Raw genomic sequence first — 23,113 nt, 5'->3', positions numbered from 1 at the left:
GTGTTCGAGTCCGTCCAGACTCTGATCGACGAGCATCGCCGGGTGCAGGAGGAACTCTCCGACCCGGCGGTGCACGCCGATGCTGCTCGGGCGAAGCGCGTCAATCGTCGCTACGCCGAGCTGTCGAGGATCGTCGCCGCCTATGAGGCCTGGGTGGCGGCATCCGAGGATCTGGACGCTGCGCGTGAGCTCGCTCGCGACGACGAGGCGTTCGCCGCCGAGGTCCCGTCCCTCGAAGAGGGTCTGCAGACGGCGCAGGAGAAGCTCCGGCGTCTGCTCATCCCTCGTGACCCCGACGATGCACGCGACGTGATCATGGAGATCAAGGCGGGGGAGGGCGGTGCCGAGTCGGCGCTGTTCGCCGCAGATCTGCTCCGCATGTACATCCAGTACGCGGCGTCCAAGGGATGGAAGACCGAGCTGCTCGAGCGGAACGAGTCCGACCTCGGCGGCTACAAGGATGTCCAGGTCGCGATCAAGGGGTCGTCGACCGACCCGGCCCAGGGCGTCTGGGCGCACCTGAAGTACGAGGGCGGCGTGCACCGCGTGCAGCGCGTGCCGGCCACCGAGTCGCAGGGGCGCATCCACACCTCGACCACCGGAGTGCTGGTGTTCCCCGAGGTCGATGAGCCCGACGAGATCGCCATCAACCAGAACGACCTGAAGATCGACGTGTTCCGCTCATCGGGCCCTGGCGGCCAGTCGGTGAACACCACGGACTCCGCTGTGCGCATCACGCACCTGCCGAGCGGCATCGTCGTGTCGATGCAGAACGAGAAGTCCCAGCTGCAGAACCGTGAGGCGGCGATGCGCGTGCTCCGAGCGCGACTGCTCGCGAAGCAGCAGGAGGAGCTGGATGCAGCGGCATCCGACGCGCGCAAGTCGCAGATCCGCGGGATGGATCGTTCGGAGCGCATCCGCACGTACAACTTCCCCGAGAACCGGATCGCCGACCACCGCACCGGCTTCAAGGCCTACAACCTCGACCAGGTGATGGACGGTGCGCTCGAGCCGATCATCGTCAGTGCCATCCAGGCAGACGAAGAGGCCCGGCTCGCCGCGGTGGGCTCCGACTCCTGAGCCGATCGCGCGTCTGTCCTCGCCCGTGCTCGGATCAGGTGCGGGCCGCGTACCGGTGCTCGGGTCGTCCGGTCGCGCCGTAGCGCAGCCGCACCTCCACGACGGTGCGTGCAGCGAGAGCCGCGAGGTGACGCTGTGCAGTGGCGCGCGATATCCCGACGAGCTCCCCGATCTCGGCCGCCGAGGCCTCGCCATCGCCGAGTGCGGCGAGCACCAGCTGCTCCGTCGCCGAACGCGAGACCGACACCGGTTCTCCGGCGCCGTGCAGGATCGCCAGAGCACGGTCGGCGTCCTCCTGACGCAGGGGCCGGTCGCCGGCGAGCAGATTGCGGTACCGCGCGTAGCGCTCGAGCAGGCCGATCAGCGCGCGTCGGTCGAAAGGCTTCAGCAGATATCCGACGGCACCTGATCTGAGCGCCCGGCGCACGGTGGGCGCGTCGTCAGCCGCCGAGATGAGGATCGCGTCGATCCCGGCCTCCCGCACCAGAGCGATGCCGTCTCCGTCGGGGAGGAAGACATCGGCGAGGAGCAGGTCAGGGCGCGCCGAGCGGATGCGTTCCCTCGCCTCGGCGAGAGACCGCACCGGCTCCAGGGCGGTGAACCCCGGTTGGTCGTCGACGATGCTCTGATGCAGCAGTCCGACGCGGAAATCATCGTCGAGTATCAGTACGCGGAGGGGGTCGGTCATTGCTTCTCCTCGGTCGTCGGAGTATCGGACACGGCGCGGCCGATGCGCGCGGCGAGAACGGCGCCGTGCTCCCCGCCTCCCGCGTCGATGATCCAGAGGTCTCCGCCACGGCGGCGCGCGATGTCTCGAGCCAGGGGGATGCCCAGACCGTGGCCGTGCACGTGATCGTGGTCGTCCTCACCCGGCGTCCGCGGCGCCATCGGATCGATCCCCGCGAGTCCCGGCCCGGAATCCGCGACCGTGACGACCAGCGCGTCACCGTCTCCCAGCACCGCGACTTCCACCCAGCGGGGAATCCGCTCTCCGGAGGCGGCTGCTTTCACCGCGTTGTCGACGAGGTTGCCCAGCACGGCTGCGACGTCCTCCGGCTCTGCCACACTGCCTATCAGCTGGGTCTCGTCCGCGATGCGCAACGCGACGCCGCGCTCACCGGCTTCGATGCCCTTGGCGCCGAGGAACGAATGCAGGAAGGGATCGCTGAGCAGCTCGAGCCCGGCGACGGGGAACGCGACCGAGCCCCGCTCGACGAGCTCATCGAGAAAGCCTCTGGCGTCGTCGATCCTGGCCGCATCGATGAGTCCGGCGACCACGTGCATGCGATTGGCGAACTCGTGGCGCTGCACGCGCAGCGCAGTGGTGACCGCGCGCACGGTCTCCAGCCGCTCCGTCAGCGCGATGAGGTCGGTGCGGTCGCGGATGATCAGCACGTCTCCGAGCGGCCTCCCGTCGCGGATGACGGGTCTGGAGTCGAAGTACAGGACGCGTCCGCCCACCACCGCGGTCGATGTGGTGCGCCTGCCCGTCGCGGTCTCGACGACAGCCGGAGGAAGTCCGAGTTCCGCCAGCCGATGTCCGACCGGCGAATCGAGGCCGAGCATACGGTCGACCGCGTCGTTGCTGACCCGCACGACGCCGGCGATGTCGACCGCGAGCACGCCGTCGTCGACGCCGTTGAGCACTGCTGTCTGGTTCTGCACGAGCGCCACGAGCTCTTCCGGCTGCACGCCGAGCGTGAGCCGCTCCCAGCGACGACGCAGCAGAAGGAACGCGATGATCGCCAGGCACAACGCCCCCGCGGCTGTGGCGCCGATCACGGCGAGCAGGGGTGGGAGGTCGTCGAACACTCCCGTGCGCTCGAACCCCACGCTGACCTCGCCGACGGGCACGCCGGCCTCGTCACGCACCGGCACCTTGGCTCTCGCCGACTCGCCGAGGGTGCCGGTCTGCCAGTCGACGACCTCGTTCCCGGCGAGAACCTCCTCGAAAGGCGTGCTGACAATGTGACCGATGCGTGAGCTGGTGGGGTGGGCCAGGCGGATGCCGTCCGAGTCGGCGATCACCACGAAGAGCGCGCCGGTGCGGTCGGACACGTCCGACGCGATGCGCTGCAGCTCGCCGTTTCTGAGCACCTCGGCCTCCGGCGTCTCCTGCAATGAGGAGATGCGCGCGACCTCGGCGCGAACCTGCGGGTCCTCGGCCAGGGTCCTCGCGATGCCGAGGGCGGTCGACTCGGCTTCGGCGCGCAGCTGCTGCACGGCGAGTGCGAGGTACACACCGGTGCACAGCGCGACCACGAGCGCGACCGTGCCGAGGTGCAGCAGCAGCGTCCGTGTCGCGAACCGAGGTCTCGTCGTCGTCTTCGACACCCTGTTCCCTTCGCACGCGACCATCGCGCAATATGCGCAGAACTCACGCTACGCGCACAACGTCCGGGAATGCGGCATACCGCGCTCGCAAGCGACGGATTGCCTAGTCTCGTCAGGATCCGTCGGAGTCGACGGATTCCCGACGAAGGAGTCACAGCATGCCCGACGTACTCACCGACGTACTCACCGGCCTGTCAGCGGCCGCCGAAGAGACGCCGACCTACGACGTCGCGTTCGTTCCGCCGGAGTGGGTCCTCGTCCTTCTCGGATTCACCATGGTGCTCGCCTTCATGACTCTGATCATGACGAAGCGGCTGACTCCCATGGTGGCGTTGATCCTCGTGCCGACCGTGTTCGGGCTGTTCGCCGGCGCCGGGCTCGGCATGGGCGACATGATCCTCGACTCGATCGCCACCATGGCACCGACCGCCGCACTGCTGATGTTCGCGATCATGTTCTTCGGGATCATGATCGACGTCGGCCTGTTCGACCCGCTGATCCGCGTCATCACGCGCGTTCTCGGTGACGACCCCGCGAAGGTCGTGCTGGGCACGGCGATCCTCGCCGGCGCTGTCTCTCTCGACGGCGACGGCTCGACGACGTTCATCATCACGACCTCGGCGATGCTGCCGATCTATCTGCGTCTCGGCATGAGCCCGGTCGTCCTCACCTGCGTCGCCGGGTTGATGAACGGCACGTTGAACATCGTGCCGTGGGGCGGGCCGACTGTGCGCGCCGCGACCGCTCTGGGTCTGCAGCCGACCGACATCTTCGTTCCCATGCTGCCGGCGCTCGGAGTCGGCATCGTCGTGACGCTCGGTTTCGCCTGGATGCTCGGTCTGCAGGAGCGACGTCGTCTCGGCCGCCTGGACTCCGAGGCGCTGCTCACGGGCGCAGACGGCGGAGCCTTCTCGACGGTGCCGAAGATCTTCCGCGGCTCGGATGCGACGCCCGGTGCCCGTGCGGCGCTGCGCACCGGCAACATCGTCGTCGTGGCGGGTGGGCGCAGCCCGGTGGCCGCGGCGAGCGTGGACCCGGCGGACACGGCCATGGCGGACACCATGCTCGACCCCGCACGGCCCACGCTGCGGCCGAGGCTCATCTGGTTCAACCTCGCCCTCACGCTCGCCGTGATGGTCCTGCTCGTGCTCGACATCATGCCGCTTCCGTACGTCTTCATGGTCGGTGCAGCGGTCGCGCTGCTCGTCAACTTCCGGGGGATCAAGGAGCAGGCGTCGGAGATCGTCGCACACGCCCCGAGCATCGTCGGGGTGGTGTCGATGGTCATCGCCGCCGGAGTTCTGGTCGGCGTGCTGACCGGCACCGGCATGGTCGATGCGATGGCGACGTGGATCACTGATGTGCTGCCGCCGGCGCTCGGGCCCTTCCTCGCACCCATCACCGGAGTCCTGTCGATCCCGTTCACCTTCTTCATGTCCAACGACGCCTTCTACTTCGGCATCCTTCCTGTGCTCGCCCAGAGCGCAGCGACCTTCGGAATCGATCCCGTCGAGATGGCGAGGGCGTCGATCATCGGTCAGCCCGTGCACCTGCAGAGTCCTCTGGTGCCGGCGATTCTGCTGCTCGTCTCGCTCGCGAGCGTCAACCTCGGCGATCATCACAAGAAGGTGCTCTGGCGCGCGGTGATCGTGTCGTTGGTGATGCTCGCTGTCGGCATCCTGTCGGGAGCGATCCCCTTCTTCGTCGCGCAGTGAGAGCGATAGGCTCAGGCCGTGATCACCCTTCTGTTCCGCGCGCTCATGTATCTCGTGTCCGCAGGTCTCGGCATCATCGCCGCCGACCTCCTGCTCGAGGGCTTCCAGATCGAGTGGGACAAATGGTGGGGATTCGTGGTCTGCATCGTGATCTTCGCGATCCTGCAGAGCGTTCTCGCTCCGTGGGTCAGCAGGATGGCCGATCGCTACGCGCCCGTGCTGATGGGCGGCATCGGGATCTTCTCGACGCTCATCTCGCTCGTCATCGTCGTGCTGCTGCCGATCGGCGGGCTGCGCATCGTCGATCTCTCGGGGTGGCTGCTCGGATCCGTGATCGTCTGGCTCATCACCGCGCTGGGCAGCGTTCTGCTGCCGTTGATCTTCCTCCGCAAGAAGGTCGACAAGGTGCGGTCGCGCCGCGGCGCGTGATGCACTCGCGAGAGCGTCAGATCGAGTAGTCCGGCGCGGTCAGCACGGCTCTGGTGTCCTCACCCATGATCCGTGCCCGCGGCTTCGCCGGCACTCCGACGAGGATGCTGTCAGCCGGGGCGTCACGGGTCACCACGGCGTTCGCCCCGACCACCGAGCCCTCGCCGATCGTGACCGGCCCCAGGATCTTCGCCCCCGCGCCGACGGCGACACCGTCGCGGAGGGTGGGGTGACGCTTGCCGGCGTCTCGCGTGCGACCGCCGAGCGTGACGCCGTGGTAGAGCATCACGTCGTCGCCGATCTCCGCCGTCTCGCCGATCACCACACCCATGCCGTGGTCGATGAAGAAGCGTCGGCCGATCCGCGCCCCCGGGTGGATCTCGATGCCGGTGAGCCAGCGCGAGATCTGCGAGGTGGCCCGGGCGACGAGCCGCAGCCGTCGGCGCCAGAGCGCGTGCGAGACGCGATGCGCCCAGATCGCGTGCAGCCCCGGATACAGCAGCGCCACCTCAGCGCCGCTGCGCGCCGCGGGGTCGCGGATGCGCGCTGCCGCGATGTCCTCGCGCATTCGGCCGATCATGCCCATCGAGCGGATCAGCCTTCGCGAAGGTCTTCGTACAGGGCGGTCGAGAGGTAGCGCTCGCCGAACGACGGGATGATGACGACGATGGTCTTGCCCGCAGCCTCGGGGCGCTGCGCGACCTGCAGAGCGGCCCAGATCGCGGCGCCGCTCGACATGCCCACGAGGATGCCCTCCTTGCGCGCGGTCTCACGCGCGACACGGATGGCGTCGTCGAAGGTGACGTCGATGACCTCGTCGAGGACTTCGCGATCGAGGATGGGGGGCACGAAGTTCGGTCCGATGCCCTGGATCTTGTGCGGTCCGGGGTGCCCCTCGGTGAGAATCGGGGAGTCCTTGGGCTCGACGGCGATGATCTGCACGCCGGGGACGCGCTCCTTCAGAACCTGGCCGACACCGGTGATCGTTCCGCCGGTGCCGATCCCGGCGACGAAGTAGTCGACCGAGCCCTCCGTGTCGCGGAGGATCTCCTCCGCTGTGGTCTTGCGGTGGATCGCGGGGTTCGCCTCGTTGGCGAACTGCTTCGCCAGCACCGCACCGGGCGTGCGGGCGGCGATGTCCTCCGCCTCGGCGAGAGCGTGCGTCATGCCCTTGGTGGGGTCGGTGAGCACGAGTTCGGCGCCGAATGCCTTGAGAAGCATGCGCCGCTCCTTCGACATCGACGCGGGCATCGTCAGGATCACCTTGTAGCCGCGGGCGGCGCCGACCATCGCCAGGGCGATACCGGTGTTGCCGCTGGTCGCCTCCACGATCGTGCCCCCGGGCTTGAGCTCGCCCGATGCCTCTGCGGCGTCGACGATCGCGATGCCGAGCCGGTCCTTGACACTCGAGGCCGGGTTGTAGAACTCGAGCTTGGCCAGCACGGTGGCACCGAGGCCCTCGGTGACCCGGTTCAGGCGAACCAGGGGAGTGTTGCCGAAAGCGGTGGTGATGTCGGAGTGGATTCCGGGCATGGGGAGAGCCTTCCTGAGCGGGGGGACTGCGCGCTCCAGCCTAGGCGAGCACTCTGGAGGGGTGGGCAATATGACACCTTCTGCGCTCTACGCTTGATCCATGCCCGATCTCACCCTCGCCTCAGCCGTGCATGCCGCGGCCCGACAACTCGCCGACGCGGGCGTCTCGGATCCCCTCGTCGATGCCGAGCTGCTCGCGGGCCACGTCCTCGGTCTGCGACGGGGAGAGGTGCAGGCCGTCATCATCCGCGGCGATGCGGTCGAGGAGGCGGACGCGGATTCACTGCGAGCCCTGGTCACCCGCCGGGCGGGCAGGGAGCCGCTGCAGCACATCACCGGAACCGCGCCGTTCCGGCATCTGGAACTCGCCGTGGGTCCGGGGGTCTTCGTGCCTCGGCCGGAGACCGAGACCGTGGTGCAGTACGCGATCGACGCCCTCCTGGGTTCCGCGCTTCCCGCGCCGATCGGCATCGACCTCGGCACAGGCAGCGGCGCGATCGCTCTCGCCATGGCCACCGAGGTGCCCCATGCGCGTGTCTTCGCGACGGAGCTGTCACCCGACGCCTACCCGTGGGCGGTACGGAACACCGCTGGCGTGGACAACCTCACCCTGGTGAATGAAGACCTGGCGCACGCGTTCCCCGAGCTCGACGGCACGGCGTCCGTCGTGATCTCGAACCCGCCGTACGTCCCTGACGCAGCTGTTCCCCGCGACCCCGAGGTGCGCCTCTTCGATCCGTCGATGGCGCTGTACGGGGGAGAGGACGGACTCGACGTCGTGCGCGTGCTCAGCGTGCGCGCCCTCGAGCTGCTGCATGCGGGCGGGCTTCTGGTCATCGAGCACGGCGAGTTGCAGGGCGAGGAGATCCGCAGCATCCTCACCCGCGACGGGTGGCGGGCGGCGGCGACGCACCGCGACCTCACGCTCCGAGACAGAGCGACGACCGCGCTGCGCCCCTGAGACGCGGACACGAACCGCACAGGCATCCCCAACTAGAATCGGATCGTCATGTCCTCCATCTTCGATTGCGGCGATGAGGCCCAGCTCCTCGCCGGCATGCGCCACGCCCGCCAGGCGATCAGCCGCGGCGAACTCATCGTCATGCCCACCGACACGGTCTACGGCGTCGCCGCCGACGCCTTCTCGCCCGCAGCGGTGCAGCGCCTCCTCGATGCCAAGGGACGAGGGCGCAACCAGCCCCCGCCCGTGCTCATCGGCACGAAGGAGACCCTGCACGCGCTCGCGGAGTCCGTGCCGGAGCCCGTCCAGCGTCTCGTCGATGAGTTCTGGCCCGGCGGCCTGACCATCGTCCTGCCTGCCCAGCCCTCCCTCGTCTGGGATCTGGGAGACACGGAGGGCACAGTCGCCGTCAGGATGCCCGAAGGACGCGTCGCACTCGAGCTGCTCGCCGAGACGGGACCGCTCGCGGTGTCCAGCGCCAACCTCACAGGCCGTGAGTCGGCGATCTCGGCGCTCGATGCCGAGCGGATGCTCGGGGACAGCGTCTCGGTCTATCTCGCCGACGGTGTCAGCCGCGACGGGATCGCGTCGACGATCGTCGACGCGACCTCGCTGGTGCCCCGCGGCGCTGAGCCCACCACGGGCGGCGTGCGCATCCTCCGGGTCGGCGCTGTCAGCCGCGAGCGGTTGGAGGAGGTGCTCGGCGATCTGCTCGAGCCCGACGCGCAGGCACCGGAATCGGACGGGGATTCGTGAAGCAGTACCTCTTCACGATCATCCTGACCGCCGCGATCACATTCGCGTTGACCTGGGCGGTCTGGCGGCTGAGCCTGCGGTTCAAGCTCTACCCGACGATCCGCGAGCGGGATGTCCACACCACCCCGACGCCGCGTCTCGGCGGCGTCGCGATCTTCCTCGGCATCGCCGCAGCGATCGGATTCTCGGCCGCGAATCCATTCTTCGCCACCATGTGGATGCCGCCGCAGACGATGTGGTCGATCCTCGCCGCGTCGCTGCTGATCGCCGTCATCGGCGTCGTGGACGATCTGTGGGATCTCGACTGGATGATCAAGCTCGGCGCGCAGTTCCTCGCCGCAGGGATCATCACCGTGGGGGGCGGGCTGCAGATCCTCTCCCTGCCGTTCGGCGATCTGATCGTGTTCTCGAGCTGGTTGAGCATCACCATCACGATGTTCGCGATCGTCATCGTGATGAACGCGGTCAACTTCATCGACGGACTCGACGGGCTCGTCGCCGGCGTCTGCCTGATCGCCAACGGAGTCTTCTTCGCGTACTCCTACATCCTGACGCGTGACACCGGCGCGTCCAGCTACTTCAACCTCGCCTCGTTCCTGGCGGCTGTGCTGATCGGCGCCTGCCTCGGATTCCTGCCGTTCAACTGGAGCCCGGCGAAGCTCTTCATGGGCGACTCGGGCGCTCTGGTCCTCGGCCTGCTGATGGCGACGTCCGCGATCGCCGTGACCGGACAGCTCGAACCCTCCGCCCTCGACCCCGAGCGCCTGGGCCGATCGCAGCTCCTCGGCGCGTTCATCCCGATCCTGCTTCCGCTGCTGGTGGTGCTTCTGCCCCTCCTCGATTTCGGGCTGGCCGTTCTGCGCCGTATGAACGCGGGAAAGTCGCCGTTCTCTCCCGACCGCAAGCATCTTCATCACCGCATGCTCGACCTCGGCCATCGCGACCGCGACGCCGTGCTGATCTTCTACGCCTGGACGGCGGTCATCTCCCTCGCCGTCCTCCTGATGTACGTGGGCGCCCGCGAGGACTGGCCCGGCCAGTATCTTCCCGGGGTCGTCTTCGGCCTCGTGGGAATCGCCGCGTGCCTCGTCATCACCCTGAATCCTCTGCGCCGACGGAAGCCCGCGGCGTCTGCTGAGTCCGACCCGACACCCGTGGAGTCCCCGTGAGCCCGAGCCCCGTTTCCAGCAATCCGATCCTGCGGAGGACGCTGCTCTGGTCCGCCCTCTCGATGGTGGTCCTCGCGATCATCGCCGGAGGTGTCGGTCTTCTCGTCGGCGGGGGAGAGGGCCTCGTGAGCGGCCTGCTCGGCGTCGTGCTCGCCATGCTGTTCCTCGGGATCACCGCGCTCAGCATCCTGATCGCCAACCGCTGGTTCGGCGACCCTCTCTACGTGCAGCTGTTCTTCGCGATCGTGCTCGGCGGCTGGCTGCTGAAGCTCGGTGTCTTCCTGCTCGTGATGATCCTCCTCGCCGGTCAGCCGTGGCTGGACCCCATGGTCTTCTTCCTCTCGATCGTCGCCGGCGTGATCGTGTCGCTGGTGATCGACGTGATCGTTCTCACGCGCATGCGGCTGCCGAACGTGAGCGATGCCACTCTGCCCTCGGAGGCGCCGACGGACCACGCGCCCGGTGTGCAGCTGCCCACCGTCGTGCCCGAGGATCGCGCGCCCGGCAGGCACAACCTGATTCCCGAGCCCCGTGATCAGGACGGGCCGGCCGAAGACGCCCCTCGGTCTTAGGACACCCTCAGATTCTGATAGTGTTGACACGTGCCCGCCGCTCGTTCGCGAGCGCTTGCGCTTGAAGCACACCGACCATCGTCGCCCCGGTTCTGACCGGTGCCCCGAAGCTGGAGCCCGCGCTGTTCAATCTTGCTGCGACCCTGATGCCCAAACTCGCCTCTGACGGCGAGTTCCACGGACCTTCGATCGACGAGTTCTTCCCGGAGATCCTCTTCAACGCGTTCGGGGTCATCCCCGTCCACCGGATCCACCTCGTGCAGTTCCTCGCCGTCGTGGTGGTGGTCCTGCTCCTGGTTCTCGGAACCCGTCGCATGAAGATCGTCCCCGGCCGCTTCCAGAGCGTCGTCGAGATGGGTCTGGACTTCGTCCGCACCAACATCGCGCACGATCTGCTCGGTCGCAAGGACGGCAACCGATTCCTGCCGATCCTCACCACGATCTTCTTCATGGTGCTGTTCATGAACATCACGGGAATCATCCCGTTCCTGAACATCGCCGGCACGAGCATCGCCGCCGTGCCGCTGACGCTCGCACTCGTGAGCTACGTCACCTTCATCTACGCGGGTATCAAGAAGAGCCCCCTGGGCTTCTTCAAGAACGCGCTGTTCCCGGCCGGTGTTCCGTGGCCGGTCTACGTCATCGTGACACCGATCGAGTTCCTCTCGACCTTCATCATCCGGCCCGTCACGCTGATGCTCCGACTCCTGATGAACATGGTCGTCGGCCACATGCTCCTGGTGCTGTGCTTCGCGGCAACCCAGTTCTTCTTCTTCACCGCAGGTGGCGGCTGGGCCGCTCTCGGTGTCGGAACCCTCGCCTTCGGCGGCGCCTTCACTCTCTTCGAGATTCTTGTCGCCGTCCTCCAGGCATACGTCTTCACCGTCCTCACCGCGGTCTACATCCAGCTCGCGGTCGCAGAAGAGCACTGAGCGGGTCGGCAACTGCCGTCCCACCCAACGAAAGGAAAAACCCGTGGACGCTACTACGGTTCTCGCAGACATCAACGGTCACCTCGCATCGGTCGGCTACGGCCTCGCAGCGATCGGTCCGGCCATCGGCGTGGGCATCGTCGTCGGCAAGACCATCGAGGGCGTCGCCCGTCAGCCCGAGCTGGCCGGTCGCCTTCAGGTCCTCATGTGGATCGGTATCGCCTTCACCGAGGCGCTTGCATTCGTCGGCATCGCCGTCGGATTCATCCCCTTCCCGTAATCTCTACCGACTTCAGAAGGAGACAGGATGCTGAACGCTCTTGTCACGAACCTCGCGGCTGAGGGAGAAACGCCTAACCCGCTGATCCCTGCGTGGTACGACATCATCTGGTCGGGTCTGTGGTTCCTCATCATCCTCGTCGTCGTGTGGAAGGTCGCCCTTCCGAAGTTCACGGCGATGCTCGACAAGCGGTCCGCCGCCATCGAAGGCAACATCGCCAAGGCTGACGAAGCACAGAAGCAGGCTGAGGCCGCGCTCGAGGAGTACACCCGCCAGCTCGCTGAGGCACGCACCGAGGCCGGTGAGATCCGTGAGGCCGCCCGCGAGGACGGCAAGAAGATCGTCGCCGAAGCCAAGGACGCCGCGTCGAGCGAGGCTGCTCGCATCACCGCGACCGCGCACACGCAGATCGAGGCCGAGCGTCAGACCGCTCTCGTCTCGCTGCGCAGCGAGGTGGGCTCGCTCGCCATCGACCTCGCCGGTGGCGTGGTCGGCGAGACGCTCTCCGACGACGCACGTGCGACCGCAGTGGTCGACCGCTTCCTCGCAGACCTCGAAGCATCCGAGAAGGCGGCTCAGTAATGGGCAGCGCGACCACTCAGGCACTCGCGGCATCCACTCAGACGCTTGCCGCAGCGACGGACGTCACTCTCGACACGGCACGGGAGCTGTTCGCAGCCGCGCGTGCCGTGACGGAGTCGTCTCATTTGAGCGGCGCGCTCGCCGACGCCTCGGCTCCGGTCGAGGCGCGACAGAACGTCGTCGCAGCGGTGTTCGGCGGGTTCTCTCAGGACGCCCAGAGTGTCTTGAAGACCGTCGTCGCCGAGCGCTGGTCTTCGGCGTCGCAGCTGGTCGACGGCATCGAGGAGCTCGCCATCCGAGCTGCTGCCCTCGCCGAGCCCCAGGCCGACATCGCGGGAGAGCTGTTCGGCTTCACCCGCGTGATCGCCGCGAACGCGGAACTCGAGCTCGCGCTCGGGAGCCGCCTCGGGGGAGAAGACGCCAAGGGTGCACTCGTCGACAAGCTGCTCGCAGGTGGCGTCAGCGACGCGACTGCGGTGATCGTCTCGTCGCTGGTCCGCCAGCCTCGTGATCGCCGCGTCCGTCAGATGCTCGGTCGCGCAACGCGGGTCGTCGCAGATCAGGGCGACCGCGTGGTGGCCACTGTGCACAGCGCCAAGCCGCTCACGGATGCGCAGCGCACTCGTCTCAGGGACGCACTCTCGCGTCGCTACGACGGCAAGATCTCGCTCAACGAGGTCTCTGACCCCGCCGTCGTCGGAGGCCTGCGCGTGCAGATCGCCGATGACGTCATCGACGGCAGCATCTCCGCCCGTCTCGCCGATCTTCGCCAGAAGCTCGCCGGCTAACACGACTTCGCGCGGGGAACCGCGCACCCAGATACAAAGGGAAGACAATGGCAGAACTATCGATCAGCCCCGACGTCATCCGTGACGCGCTGAAGGACTTCGCCGCAGCATACGAGCCCACTGGGGCCGCGGCGACCGAGGTCGGCACCGTCATCGACGCGGCAGACGGCATCGCGCACGTCGAGGGACTTCCCGGCGTGATGGCGAACGAGCTCGTCACCTTCGCAGACGGCACCAAGGGACTCGCGCTCAACCTCGACGAGCACCAGATCGGTGTCGTCGTGCTCGGTGAGTTCACCGGCGTCGAGGCCGGCCAGGAAGTCACCCGCACGGGTGAGGTCCTCTCCGTGCCCGTCGGCGACGGCTACCTGGGCCGCGTGGTCGACCCGCTGGGCAACCCGATCGACGGCCTCGGCTCCATCGCCACCGACGGCGTGCGTGAGCTCGAGCTTCAGGCTCCCGGCGTCATGCAGCGCAAGTCGGTCCACGAGCCGATGCAGACCGGCATCAAGGCCATCGACGCGATGATCCCCGTCGGCCGCGGTCAGCGTCAGCTGATCATCGGCGACCGCCAGACCGGTAAGACGGCCATCGCGATCGACACGATCATCAACCAGAAGGACAACTGGGAGTCGGGCGACGTCAACAAGCAGGTTCGCTGCATCTACGTCGCGATCGGCCAGAAGGGCTCGACCATCGCTTCGGTGAAGGGCGCGCTCGAAGAGGCCGGCGCTCTGGAGTACACCACCATCGTGGCCGCTCCTGCATCCGACCCCGCCGGTTTCAAGTACCTCGCTCCGTACACCGGCTCGGCCATCGGTCAGCACTGGATGTACGGCGGCAAGCACGTCCTCATCATCTTCGATGACCTGTCGAAGCAGGCTGAGGCCTACCGTGCCGTATCGCTCCTGCTGCGCCGTCCGCCGGGCCGCGAGGCATACCCGGGTGACGTCTTCTACCTGCACTCGCGTCTGCTCGAGCGTTGCGCGAAGCTGTCCGACGAGCTCGGCGCGGGCTCGATGACCGGTCTGCCGATCATCGAGACCAAGGCGAACGACGTCTCGGCATACATCCCGACCAACGTGATCTCGATCACCGACGGCCAGATCTTCCTGCAGTCCGACCTCTTCAACGCCAACCAGCGTCCCGCGGTCGACGTGGGTATCTCGGTCTCGCGAGTCGGCGGTGACGCTCAGGTGAAGTCGATCAAGAAGGTCTCCGGAACCTTGAAGCTGGAGCTCGCGCAGTACCGCTCGCTCGAGGCGTTCGCGATGTTCGCGTCCGACCTCGACGCGGCTTCGCGTCGTCAGCTCTCTCGCGGTGCGCGTCTCACCGAGCTGCTCAAGCAGCCTCAGTACTCGCCGTACCCGGTCGAGGAGCAGGTCGTCTCGATCTGGGCCGGAACAAAGGGAAAGCTCGACACCATCGAGGTCTCCGACGTCCTGCGCTTCGAGCGCGAGCTGCTCGACTACCTGCGTCGCAACACCCAGGTTCTCGAGACGCTGCGCGACACCAACGTCCTCGACGACGACACCGTCGCCGAGCTCGAGAAGCACACTGACGCTTTCATCCTGGAGTTCCAGGGTGGCAAGGGACACGCCATCGGCGCTCCCGGCCACGAGGAGCACGCTGCAGCAGAGGCTGACGACGTCAACCAGGAGAAGATCGTCAAGGGTCGTCGCGCGTAACCGCGTGAGGAACTGAACTCATGGGCGCTCAACTCAGGGTCTACAAGCAGAAGATCAGCTCTGCTCAGACGACCAAGAAGATCACGAAGGCGATGGAACTCATCGCGGCTTCGCGCATCCAGAAGGCGATGGGACGTGTCAAAGCGTCCAGTCCCTTCGCGCGAGCCGTGACGAGGGCCGTGTCCGCCGTCGCGACGCACTCGAACGTCGACCACCCGCTCACGCGCGAGCCCGAGACGATCCGCCGCTCCGCGGTCGTGATCTTCTCGTCGGACCGCGGTCTCGCCGGAGCCTTCAACTCGCAGATCCTCCGTGAGGGTCTCGAGGTTGCGGAGCTCCTGCGCGAGCAGGGCAAGGAGCCGGTGTTCTACCTCGTCGGACGCAAGGCCGTCGGCTACTTCCAGTTCCGTCGCATCGCGGCGGCTGCGGAGTGGACCGGCGACACCGACACCCCGTCGTTCCACACCGCAGAGGAGATCTCGGCGAAGCTGCTCGAGGACTTCGGCCGCGGGGCAGACGACGGCGGCGTCGACGAGATCCACCTCGTGTACAACCGTTTCGTCAGCATGATGACGCAGTCGCCAGAGTCCGTGCGTCTGCTTCCGTTGGAGATCACGGAAGCCGACGACTCGGAGGCCGGCAACGCCGTCTATCCGCTGTACGAGTTCGAGCCGGATGCCGAGACAGTCCTCGACGCGATCCTGCCGGTGTACATCCAGAGCCGTGTCTTCAACGCTCTCCTGCAGTCGTCTGCTGCCAAGCAGGCCGCGACGCAGAAGGCGATGAAGTCGGCCAGCGACAACGCCGACAAGCTCATCACCGACTACACCCGTCTGCGCAACAACGCGCGTCAGGCGGAGATCACGCAGCAGATCGCGGAGATCGTCGGCGGCGCCGACGCACTCTCGTCGAGCAAATAGACCATCAGGAGAGAGACGAAAATGACCCCCACCGCTACGGCTGACCAGCCGGCGACCGCGGTCGTCGGGCGCGTCGCACGCGTCAACGGTCCGGTTGTCGACATCGAGTTCCCGCACGACTCGATCCCCGACATCTACAACGCACTCAAGACCACGATCGTGATCGGCGACTCTTCGGTCGAGATCACCCTCGAGGTCGCTCAGCACCTCGGTGACGACCTCGTTCGCGCCATCGCTCTGAAGCCGACCGACGGCATCGTGCGCGGCCAGGAAGTGCGCGACACCGGCGAGGCCATCTCGGTCCCCGTCGGCGACGTCACCAAGGGCAAGGTCTTCAACGTGATCGGCGAGGTCCTGAACCTCGAGCCCGGTGAGACCATCGAGGTCACCGAGCGCTGGCCCATCCACCGCAAGGCTCCGAACTTCGACCAGCTCGAGTCGAAGACCACCATGTTCGAGACCGGCATCAAGTCGATCGACCTTCTGACGCCCTACGTGCTGGGCGGAAAGATCGGTCTGTTCGGTGGAGCCGGTGTCGGCAAGACCGTCCTCATCCAGGAGATGATCCAGCGCGTCGCGCAGGACCACGGTGGTGTGTCGGTGTTCGCCGGTGTCGGCGAGCGTACCCGTGAGGGCAACGACCTGATCCACGAGATGGAAGAGGCGGGTGTCTTCGACAAGACGGCCCTCGTCTTCGGCCAGATGGACGAGCCGCCGGGAACGCGTCTGCGCGTCGCCCTCTCGGCTCTGACGATGGCGGAGTACTTCCGTGACGTGCAGAAGCAGGACGTGCTGCTCTTCATCGACAACATCTTCCGCTTCACGCAGGCCGGTTCCGAGGTCTCCACGCTGCTGGGCCGCATGCCCTCCGCCGTGGGTTACCAGCCGAACCTCGCCGACGAGATGGGTGTGCTCCAGGAGCGCATCACGTCGACCCGTGGCCACTCGATCACCTCGCTGCAGGCGATCTACGTGCCGGCCGATGACTACACGGACCCGGCCCCGGCGACCACGTTCGCCCACCTCGACGCCACCACGGAGCTCTCGCGTGAGATCGCGTCGAAGGGTCTGTACCCGGCCATCGACCCGCTGACCTCGACGTCGCGCATCATGGACCCCCGCTACTTGGGCGAGGACCACTACCGCGTCGCCACCACGGTCAAGCAGATCCTCCAGAAGAACAAGGAACTGCAGGAGATCATCGCCATCCTCGGCGTCGACGAGCTCTCCGAAGAGGACAAGATCGTCGTGTCGCGTGCACGCCGCATCCAGCAGTTCCTCTCGCAGAACACCTACATGGCCAAGAAGTTCACGGGTGTCGAGGGTTCGACCGTCCCGCTGAAGGAGACCATCGAGTCCTTCGATGCGATCACCCGCGGTGACTTCGACCACGTCGCCGAGCAGGCCTTCTTCAACGTCGGTGGCATCTCCGACGTCGAAGAGCAGTGGGCGAAGATCCAGAAGGAGAACGGCTGACCATGGCATTGCATGTCAGCCTCGTCTCCGCGGATGCGGAGGTCTGGACGGGAGAGGCGAGCCTCGTGGTCGCCAAGACCGTCGAGGGTGAGATCGGCTTTATGACCGGCCACGAGCCGGTTCTGGCCATCCTCGCCGAAGGCCAGGTCCGCATCACTCAGACGGATGGCACCAAGGTGCTCGCCAACGCGCAGGACGGCTTCCTCTCGATGGAGGGCGACGTCCTGACGATCGTGGCAGGCAACGCGGCTCTCATCGCCTGAGCAGTTCAGTTCATCGCGTCCGCCTCGACCCCTCCGGGGGTCGGGGCGGACGCATCTGTATCACCGAGGTGTCATGAAGATTCTGCTGCCCCCGTCAGAGACGAAGCGATCCGGAGGCGACGGTGCCCCTCTCGACCTGGGCGCGCTCGCGCTTCCGGGCCTCGGCGCGAAGCGTCACGAGGTGATCGACGCTCTCGTCGATCTTGCAGGAGACGAAGAGCACGCGCGGAAAGTGCTGAAACTCAGCCCGAAGCAGGCCGGCGATGTCGCGCACAATCGGATGCTGCGCTCCGCGGCGACCATGCCGGCTGTGGATCGGTACACCGGTGTCCTGTATGACGCGCTCGACGCGGGCAGTCTCGTTCCCGCATCCCGTCGCTGGCTCGGCGCACACGTGTGGATCCACTCGGCCCCGCTCGGCCCGGTAGGCGCTCTCGATCCCATACCGCCGTACCGTCTCGCTGCAGGGATATCGCTTCCAGGTCTGCCCGCGCTGCGCCGACACTGGGCAGACGCCACCATGGAGGCGATAGCGGGGGAGGACCCCGACTTCGTCCTCGATCTGCGCAGCGAGGCCTACGTCGCGCTCGGCCCGGTGCCGCACGCCGTCGCCTCCTGCTACGTGCGAGTCGTGACGGAGCACGGTCGCGCTCTCAACCACTTCAACAAGAAGTCCAAGGGGCTCCTCGTGCGGGCTCTCGCCGAGGACCGCCCCCGCATCCGGTCGCTTCGGACGCTGGAGACGTGGACCGGTGGCCGGGGACTCGTTCTCCGCCGCACCGACGAACCCGGTGTCGTGGAGCTCGTCGTCGCGGAATGACCGAGCATGTCGCGCAGGGAGTTCTCCGCGCGTGTGTCGTTGCCCCAAATATCAGCACACCGATATGGTTGGTGTCGCGGCGCGCACAGCGTCAGCTCCATCGGATCCGGAGGGGATCATGTACAACGACTATTACGACAACGGGGCGGCTATCGCCGGCCTCTTCGTCGTCTTCTTGATCAGTCTGCTCTTCGCACTGGCGTTCTATGTGATCTCGTCGATCTTCCTGATGAAGATCTTCGAAAAGGCGGGCGTGCAGGGCAAGTGGCGCGCGTGGGTTCCCGTGTACAACACGATGATCTTCGCGAAGCTCGGAGACATCTCGCCGTGGGTCGTCCTGATCGGCATCGGGCTCTCGTTCATCCCGTACCTCAACTTCCTGACGGGTATCGCGCTCGCGGTCGTCCTCGCTCTCGCTGCATGGCGTGTCGGACTCAAGCTGCAGAAGGACGCTGTCTGGGTCGTCCTGTTCGTTCTGCTCTCGATCGTCTGGTACGGCATCAACGCCTTCGACAAGTCCCGCTGGAACCCGAACATCGTTCCCGCTCCGTGGGCAGGGAACAGCTTCCTCGCTGACTCCACCGTCTGGGACGGCGTGCCCGTACAGCCGCGCCCGGTCGCGGGCCCCGGCTACGGCGCTCCGCAGGGCTACGGCGCTCCCCAGCAGGGCTATGCGCCTCCCGCGCCGCAGGGCTACACTCCGCCCGCTCAGCCCGGCTACGCCCCGCCGGCCCAGCCTGCCCAGCCCGGCTACGCCCCGCCGGCGGCACCGTCGTCCCCGGCCGCACCCGGCGTTCCGCCCGCTGCGCCGTCGACACCCCCGACGGCTCCGCCCGCTCCGCCCGCAGCGCCCCCGGCAGCTCCGCAGGTTCCGCCCACGGACCCCACGCAGCCCCCGGCCTGATCTGACGCGACACAGAGCCCTCGACTTCGGTCGGGGGCTCTGTGCTGTACGGAGACGACGCTCTGTGGCTCAGAGCACCGGTTGAAGACGATAACGTGGAGGCATGGTCATGTCGCAGCCCCGGGACGGCGCCGCTCGACTGCGAGCGGCCTTCACGGGTGCGAGTGCCACCGTGGCAGCGTCCACTACGATGTGTGAGTGTCCTGGGGGACCCCGACCCGCAGGCGATCCGGAGGCGACGAGTGGCTGAGACGACGACGAAGACGCACAGCGTCAGGGTTGCGCAGCGTTCCCTGTTGCTCTCCTGGGCGGGTGTCACTGATGTGGGGCGCCGCCGTGAGACGAATCAGGATGCGTTCTTCGCGGACTACCCGCTGTTCATCGTCGCCGACGGCATGGGCGGTCATGCCGGTGGAGAGATCGCGAGCCGGAGCACGGTCAGACGACTCGATGCGGTCGTCGCCGCCGGCGCGGTCGATCGCGGAGCCATCGAGGGAGCGCTCCAGCTGGCCGTTGCCGACATCGCCGACCACCCCGAGACCACCGATGAAGGCACCGGCACCACCCTCACCGGGGTCTTCCTCGAGTTCGAGGGGGACGAGCCGCACTGGACCTCGCTCAACATCGGCGACTCGCGTGTGTACCTTCTCAGGGACGAACGTCTGGTGCAGATCACCACCGACCACTCGGTCGTCCAGGAGCTCATCGCCGCTGGCAAGATCAGCCCCGAAGAGGCCGAGGGTCACCCCTACAGCAATGTGATCACACGAGCGGTGGGAGCGAGTGAACTCACTGCACCCGACTACGTCACTCTCGATGTCCGCCCGGGCGACCGGTTCGTGATCTGCTCGGACGGGCTGACGAAAGAGCTCACTGACTACGGCATCCAGCATTTCCTCCGTGAGAACGCCGATCCTGCCGCTGCCGTCGATGCGATGCTCGCGGCGGCGTTGGAGAACGGTGGCCGCGACAACGTGACGCTCGTCATCGTGCAGATCGAGGACGAGCCCTCTTCGGCGCCTGACGATGCCCCCTCCGCAGCGGACGAGTCCTCCTCCACACAGGGCGAATCCTCCGAATAACGTCCGATCCCTGTGGAGGGCGCTCTCTGGGCCCCTCCCGCGCGGTCCACTGGGGGCATGGATTCTCTGCCCATAGCGATCCCCGCCGCCCCCGTGCCCGCACGCAGACCGCCGACGCCGTTCATCGCGGCGCTCGTGCCCGTCGCCGCCGGGGTGGTGCTCTGGCTCGTCACCGGTTCCCTGTTCTCGCTGTGCTTCGCAGCCCTCGGACCTCTGATGATCCTCGCGTCGCTGATCGACGGGTCGCGCTCCCGGCGAAAGGCGTTCCGCGTCGCGGAGGCCGAGAGCGCGGCGGCGTGGTCGCTCGCGGAAGCGCAGCTGTCACGGCTCCATGATGACGAGCGTCAGATGCGATGGCACCGTCATCCCGATGCGGCCGCAGGTCTGGCGCAACCTCCGCTGCGCGGCCTCGAGCCACCGGACGCCGACACCGAGATCGTCGTCGGCAGCGGTGTCGGCACCAGCGGTGTGCGGGCGTCGGGAGGCGACGGGGAACGCGAACGAGACTTCAGAACGCGATGCGCCAGGGTCGAGAACGTGCCGATGACGGTTCCGCTCAGCAGTGGCCTCGGTCTGCGCGGTGCGCACCCCGTCGTCGCCTCCGTAGCGAGAGCCCTCGTGGTGCAGCTGTGTGTGAGATTCGGAGCTGCGCAGATGTCGATCGTCGGCCCACATCTCGAGGAGCTGGGGGTCGCGCGGTTTCCGCAGGCGCGCTTCACGCGGCGCGGGTCGCTCAGCGTCGCGGTGGCGCGAAGCGGGGACCCCCGGCCGGCGGCTGACGCCGTGATCTGGCTGCTCGGACGCGGCGAGGATGTCCCCGAGGGAATCACGACGGTCATCGACATCGTCGAGCCGCACCGCGCGAGCGTGCGCACACCGCAGGGGATCGTCGAGGTCTCCACCGAATGCGTGTCCCGCGATCAGGCGATCGCGACCGCAGAAGAGAGCTCGGTCGAGGGCGATGAGCTGGACTCGCTCCCGAGCAGGGTGGCACTGAGCGACCTCCGCCAGCCCGAGTCGCAGGTCGGTCTCGCTGCGGTGGTGGGCCGAGGCGAACACGCCGACGTCCTGCTCGACATCGTCGACGACGGGCCGCACGCCATCGTGACCGGCACGACGGGCAGCGGCAAGAGCGAGCTGCTGGTGTCGTGGGTGACAGCCATGGCGAGCAGCCATGGGCCGGATCGAGTGACTTTCGTCCTGGCGGATTTCAAAGGGGGCACGGCTTTCGAGCCGCTTCGGACGCTTCCGCAGGTGGCCGCGGTCATCACGGATCTCGATGAGGAGGGTGCGCGCAGAGGAGTCTCGAGCCTGACCGCAGAGCTGCGCCGCCGTGAGTCCGTCCTCGCAGAGGCCGGCGCACGTGATGTGCGGGAGATCGGAATGGCGAGGCTGGTGATCGTGGTCGACGAGTTCGCGGCGCTGCTTCAGGATCATGCCGACCTCGGTGCCGTGTTCACCGATATCGCTGCTCGGGGCAGAGCCCTCGGTATGCATCTGATCCTCGGAACCCAGCGTGCTTCCGGCGTGATCCGCGATGCGCTGGCAGCCAACTGCCCGCTTCGAGTGAGCCTGCGCGTTGCAGACGCCGCAGACAGCCGCGCCGTGATCGGCACCGACGGTGCGGCTGAGCTTCCCGGCGGGGTGGAGTCCAGGGGACTGGCGTTGGTCCGTCGTCCCCAGGATGCGGAACCGACGGCGATGAGAGTGGCGCTGACGGGCGCGGCCGACCTGAGAGCCATCGCCATGAGATGGGCCGACGCCGAAAGCCCGCACAGCCCGTGGCTGCCCGTGCTTCCGCGCATGCTCCCACTGGCCACGCTTCAGGTGGAGACGCGGAAGGGCGATGCCGTTCTGGGGCGAGCCGACGAGCCGGAGCGTCAGCGCCAGCCGCTCGTGTTCCTCTCAATCGGGTCCGATCGTGGCATCGTGCTCCTGGGCGGGCCGGGGTCGGGGCGTTCCTCGGCTCTGCGTGCGCTGGCCAAGCAGCACGCAGACCCGCTCTGGATACCGTCCGACCCGGAGCACGCCTGGGACGCCGTCGTCGCTCTGGCTGCAGACGGATCGCGCGGCGCAGGTCTCGTTCTCTGCGACGACATCGACGTCAGGATCAGCGAGCTGCCTGTGGAATACGGTCAGCATGTCGCGCAGCTCTGGGATCAGATCCTGCGGCACGGTTCCCGTACCACCTTCGTGCTCACGGCGACGAGAGCGGCGGGGCCCATCGGTCGGCTTCTCGATGCGCTGCCACGCCGGGGGCTCCTGAGGATGCCGAGCCGTGTCGATCATCTCGCCGCAGGCGGCGAGTCCGACGGTTTCGATCGAGACCGACCGCCGGGGCGGATGCGGATGGGAGATCGAGAGATTCAGCTGGTCTGGGTACCCGAGGAGCGACTGCGATCGTCAGGCCCTGCCCACGGTGCCTCTCGGTATCGGCAGGACAGCGGTTGGTCGCCGCGATGCGCTCTCACGGCGCTCGTCACCGCGGGGGTGCCGACGGTCGCCGAATCGCTGGCCGCCGCGCACCCAGGATGCGATGTCGTGGCGCTCTCGGGTGAACCTCGCGACCTCACGGCGTCGACACGTCCGACCATAGTGATCGGCGACGCGGACGCGTGGCAACGGAACTGGCCGCTGTGGCAACGGGTGCGCCGAGAGGGTGAGACTCTCATTCGGGCAGAGAACGCCGCCGAGCTGCGGCAGCTCGCGGGCGTGCGAGAACTCCCGCCCTACGCGCGACTGCATGCCGGACGTGCCTGGTCTCTGATCGGCGACGCCGGGCCTCGTCGTGTCGTGGTCCCGGCACTGGCGTCCGGGCGATGAGCAGCG

General features: G+C 67.3%; 23 protein-coding genes. 19 read left to right on the top strand and 4 right to left on the bottom strand.

The window, feature by feature from the left end; all coding sequences use genetic code 11:
• Entirely contained in the window at nt 1-1,080 is a 1,080-nt protein-coding gene (prfA, locus tag RU09_RS16025) for a peptide chain release factor 1 (RefSeq protein WP_042541861.1), read from the top strand.
• Nucleotides 1,081-1,114: 34 nt separating this feature from the next.
• On the opposite strand, the gene RU09_RS16020 is transcribed toward prfA, so the two are convergent.
• Together RU09_RS16020 and RU09_RS16015 are read right to left on the bottom strand one after the other, a co-directional pair.
• Nucleotides 1,115-1,768: a response regulator gene (locus tag RU09_RS16020; protein WP_042541860.1), complete on the bottom strand. Its 654-nt coding sequence runs from the start codon at nt 1,766-1,768 to the stop codon at nt 1,115-1,117.
• Nucleotides 1,765-3,414, bottom strand: a complete 1,650-nt coding sequence (locus tag RU09_RS16015; protein ID WP_231567635.1) for a sensor histidine kinase — start codon at nt 3,412-3,414, stop codon at nt 1,765-1,767. Before RU09_RS16015 ends, RU09_RS16020 begins: the two co-directional genes overlap by 4 nt.
• 158 nt (nt 3,415-3,572) lie before the next feature.
• On the opposite strand from RU09_RS16015, the gene RU09_RS16010 reads away from it, so the two are divergent.
• Both RU09_RS16010 and RU09_RS16005 read left to right on the top strand, forming a co-directional pair.
• Nucleotides 3,573-5,129, top strand: coding sequence for a CitMHS family transporter (locus RU09_RS16010; RefSeq protein WP_197066097.1), 1,557 nt, complete (start codon nt 3,573-3,575; stop codon nt 5,127-5,129).
• A gap of 18 nt (nt 5,130-5,147) precedes the next feature.
• Nucleotides 5,148-5,558, top strand: coding sequence for a phage holin family protein (locus RU09_RS16005; protein WP_042541859.1), 411 nt, complete (start codon nt 5,148-5,150; stop codon nt 5,556-5,558).
• A gap of 16 nt (nt 5,559-5,574) precedes the next feature.
• On the opposite strand, the gene epsC is transcribed toward RU09_RS16005, so the two are convergent.
• Together epsC and cysK are read right to left on the bottom strand one after the other, a co-directional pair.
• Nucleotides 5,575-6,144 (bottom strand): serine O-acetyltransferase EpsC, encoded by a 570-nt coding sequence (gene epsC / locus RU09_RS16000; RefSeq protein ID WP_042541858.1) that lies wholly within the window; start codon nt 6,142-6,144, stop codon nt 5,575-5,577.
• 8 nt (nt 6,145-6,152) lie between these two features.
• Complete coding sequence (cysK, locus tag RU09_RS15995; protein WP_042541857.1) at nt 6,153-7,091, bottom strand: cysteine synthase A; 939 nt, start codon at nt 7,089-7,091, stop codon at nt 6,153-6,155.
• 100 nt (nt 7,092-7,191) lie between these two features.
• On the opposite strand from cysK, the gene prmC reads away from it, so the two are divergent.
• The 16 genes from prmC to RU09_RS15915 all read left to right on the top strand — a co-directional run bounded on the left by prmC (nt 7,192) and on the right by RU09_RS15915 (nt 23,107).
• Nucleotides 7,192-8,052 carry a peptide chain release factor N(5)-glutamine methyltransferase gene (prmC, locus tag RU09_RS15990; RefSeq protein ID WP_042541856.1) on the top strand — a complete coding sequence of 287 codons (861 nt, stop codon included), beginning with the start codon at nt 7,192-7,194 and terminating at the stop codon, nt 8,050-8,052.
• A gap of 48 nt (nt 8,053-8,100) precedes the next feature.
• Nucleotides 8,101-8,808: an L-threonylcarbamoyladenylate synthase gene (locus RU09_RS15985; protein ID WP_042541855.1), complete on the top strand. Its 708-nt coding sequence runs from the start codon at nt 8,101-8,103 to the stop codon at nt 8,806-8,808.
• Nucleotides 8,805-9,977, top strand: coding sequence for an MraY family glycosyltransferase (locus tag RU09_RS15980; protein WP_042541854.1), 1,173 nt, complete (start codon nt 8,805-8,807; stop codon nt 9,975-9,977). The genes RU09_RS15985 and RU09_RS15980 overlap by 4 nt, the downstream gene beginning before the upstream one ends.
• A complete protein-coding gene (locus tag RU09_RS15975) occupies nt 9,974-10,549 on the top strand; it encodes a membrane protein (RefSeq protein ID WP_042541853.1) in 576 nt (191 codons plus the stop codon). Before RU09_RS15980 ends, RU09_RS15975 begins: the two co-directional genes overlap by 4 nt.
• Before the next feature lie 146 nt (nt 10,550-10,695).
• Nucleotides 10,696-11,481, top strand: a complete 786-nt coding sequence (gene atpB, locus RU09_RS15970; RefSeq protein ID WP_042541852.1) for a F0F1 ATP synthase subunit A — start codon at nt 10,696-10,698, stop codon at nt 11,479-11,481.
• Between the two features lie 43 nt (nt 11,482-11,524).
• Nucleotides 11,525-11,761, top strand: a complete 237-nt coding sequence (gene atpE / locus RU09_RS15965) for an ATP synthase F0 subunit C (RefSeq protein WP_042541851.1) — start codon at nt 11,525-11,527, stop codon at nt 11,759-11,761.
• A gap of 27 nt (nt 11,762-11,788) precedes the next feature.
• Entirely contained in the window at nt 11,789-12,343 is a 555-nt protein-coding gene (locus tag RU09_RS15960; protein ID WP_042541850.1) for a F0F1 ATP synthase subunit B, read from the top strand.
• Nucleotides 12,343-13,131 (top strand): F0F1 ATP synthase subunit delta, encoded by a 789-nt coding sequence (locus RU09_RS15955; protein WP_042541849.1) that lies wholly within the window; start codon nt 12,343-12,345, stop codon nt 13,129-13,131. The genes RU09_RS15960 and RU09_RS15955 overlap by 1 nt, the downstream gene beginning before the upstream one ends.
• Before the next feature lie 47 nt (nt 13,132-13,178).
• Nucleotides 13,179-14,819 carry a F0F1 ATP synthase subunit alpha gene (gene atpA / locus RU09_RS15950; RefSeq protein ID WP_042541848.1) on the top strand — a complete coding sequence of 547 codons (1,641 nt, stop codon included), beginning with the start codon at nt 13,179-13,181 and terminating at the stop codon, nt 14,817-14,819.
• A gap of 20 nt (nt 14,820-14,839) precedes the next feature.
• The gene (locus RU09_RS15945; RefSeq protein ID WP_042541847.1) at nt 14,840-15,739 is read left to right on the top strand and encodes a F0F1 ATP synthase subunit gamma; all 900 of its coding nucleotides are present in this window, start codon (nt 14,840-14,842) and stop codon (nt 15,737-15,739) included.
• Between the two features lie 21 nt (nt 15,740-15,760).
• Nucleotides 15,761-17,215, top strand: a complete 1,455-nt coding sequence (gene atpD, locus RU09_RS15940) for a F0F1 ATP synthase subunit beta (protein WP_042541846.1) — start codon at nt 15,761-15,763, stop codon at nt 17,213-17,215.
• Nucleotides 17,216-17,217: 2 nt separating this feature from the next.
• Nucleotides 17,218-17,478: a F0F1 ATP synthase subunit epsilon gene (locus tag RU09_RS15935; protein WP_042541845.1), complete on the top strand. Its 261-nt coding sequence runs from the start codon at nt 17,218-17,220 to the stop codon at nt 17,476-17,478.
• A gap of 73 nt (nt 17,479-17,551) precedes the next feature.
• Nucleotides 17,552-18,298 carry a YaaA family protein gene (locus RU09_RS15930; RefSeq protein ID WP_042541844.1) on the top strand — a complete coding sequence of 249 codons (747 nt, stop codon included), beginning with the start codon at nt 17,552-17,554 and terminating at the stop codon, nt 18,296-18,298.
• A gap of 118 nt (nt 18,299-18,416) precedes the next feature.
• On the top strand, nt 18,417-19,202 hold the full coding sequence (locus tag RU09_RS15925) for a DUF5684 domain-containing protein (protein WP_052493006.1): 786 nt from the start codon (nt 18,417-18,419) through the stop codon (nt 19,200-19,202).
• A 242-nt stretch (nt 19,203-19,444) separates the two neighbouring features.
• On the top strand, nt 19,445-20,284 hold the full coding sequence (locus RU09_RS15920; protein ID WP_042541843.1) for a PP2C family protein-serine/threonine phosphatase: 840 nt from the start codon (nt 19,445-19,447) through the stop codon (nt 20,282-20,284).
• A gap of 57 nt (nt 20,285-20,341) precedes the next feature.
• A complete protein-coding gene (locus tag RU09_RS15915; protein WP_042541842.1) occupies nt 20,342-23,107 on the top strand; it encodes an FtsK/SpoIIIE domain-containing protein in 2,766 nt (921 codons plus the stop codon).
• Nucleotides 23,108-23,113 lie beyond the last annotated feature (6 nt).

The sequence above is a fragment of the Microbacterium sp. MEJ108Y genome, from assembly GCF_000834175.1.
Lineage (GTDB): Bacteria > Actinomycetota > Actinomycetes > Actinomycetales > Microbacteriaceae > Microbacterium > Microbacterium forte.
The sequence above is the reverse complement of the archived record's forward strand: the minus strand, read 5'-3'. Positions and strand labels throughout refer to the sequence as shown.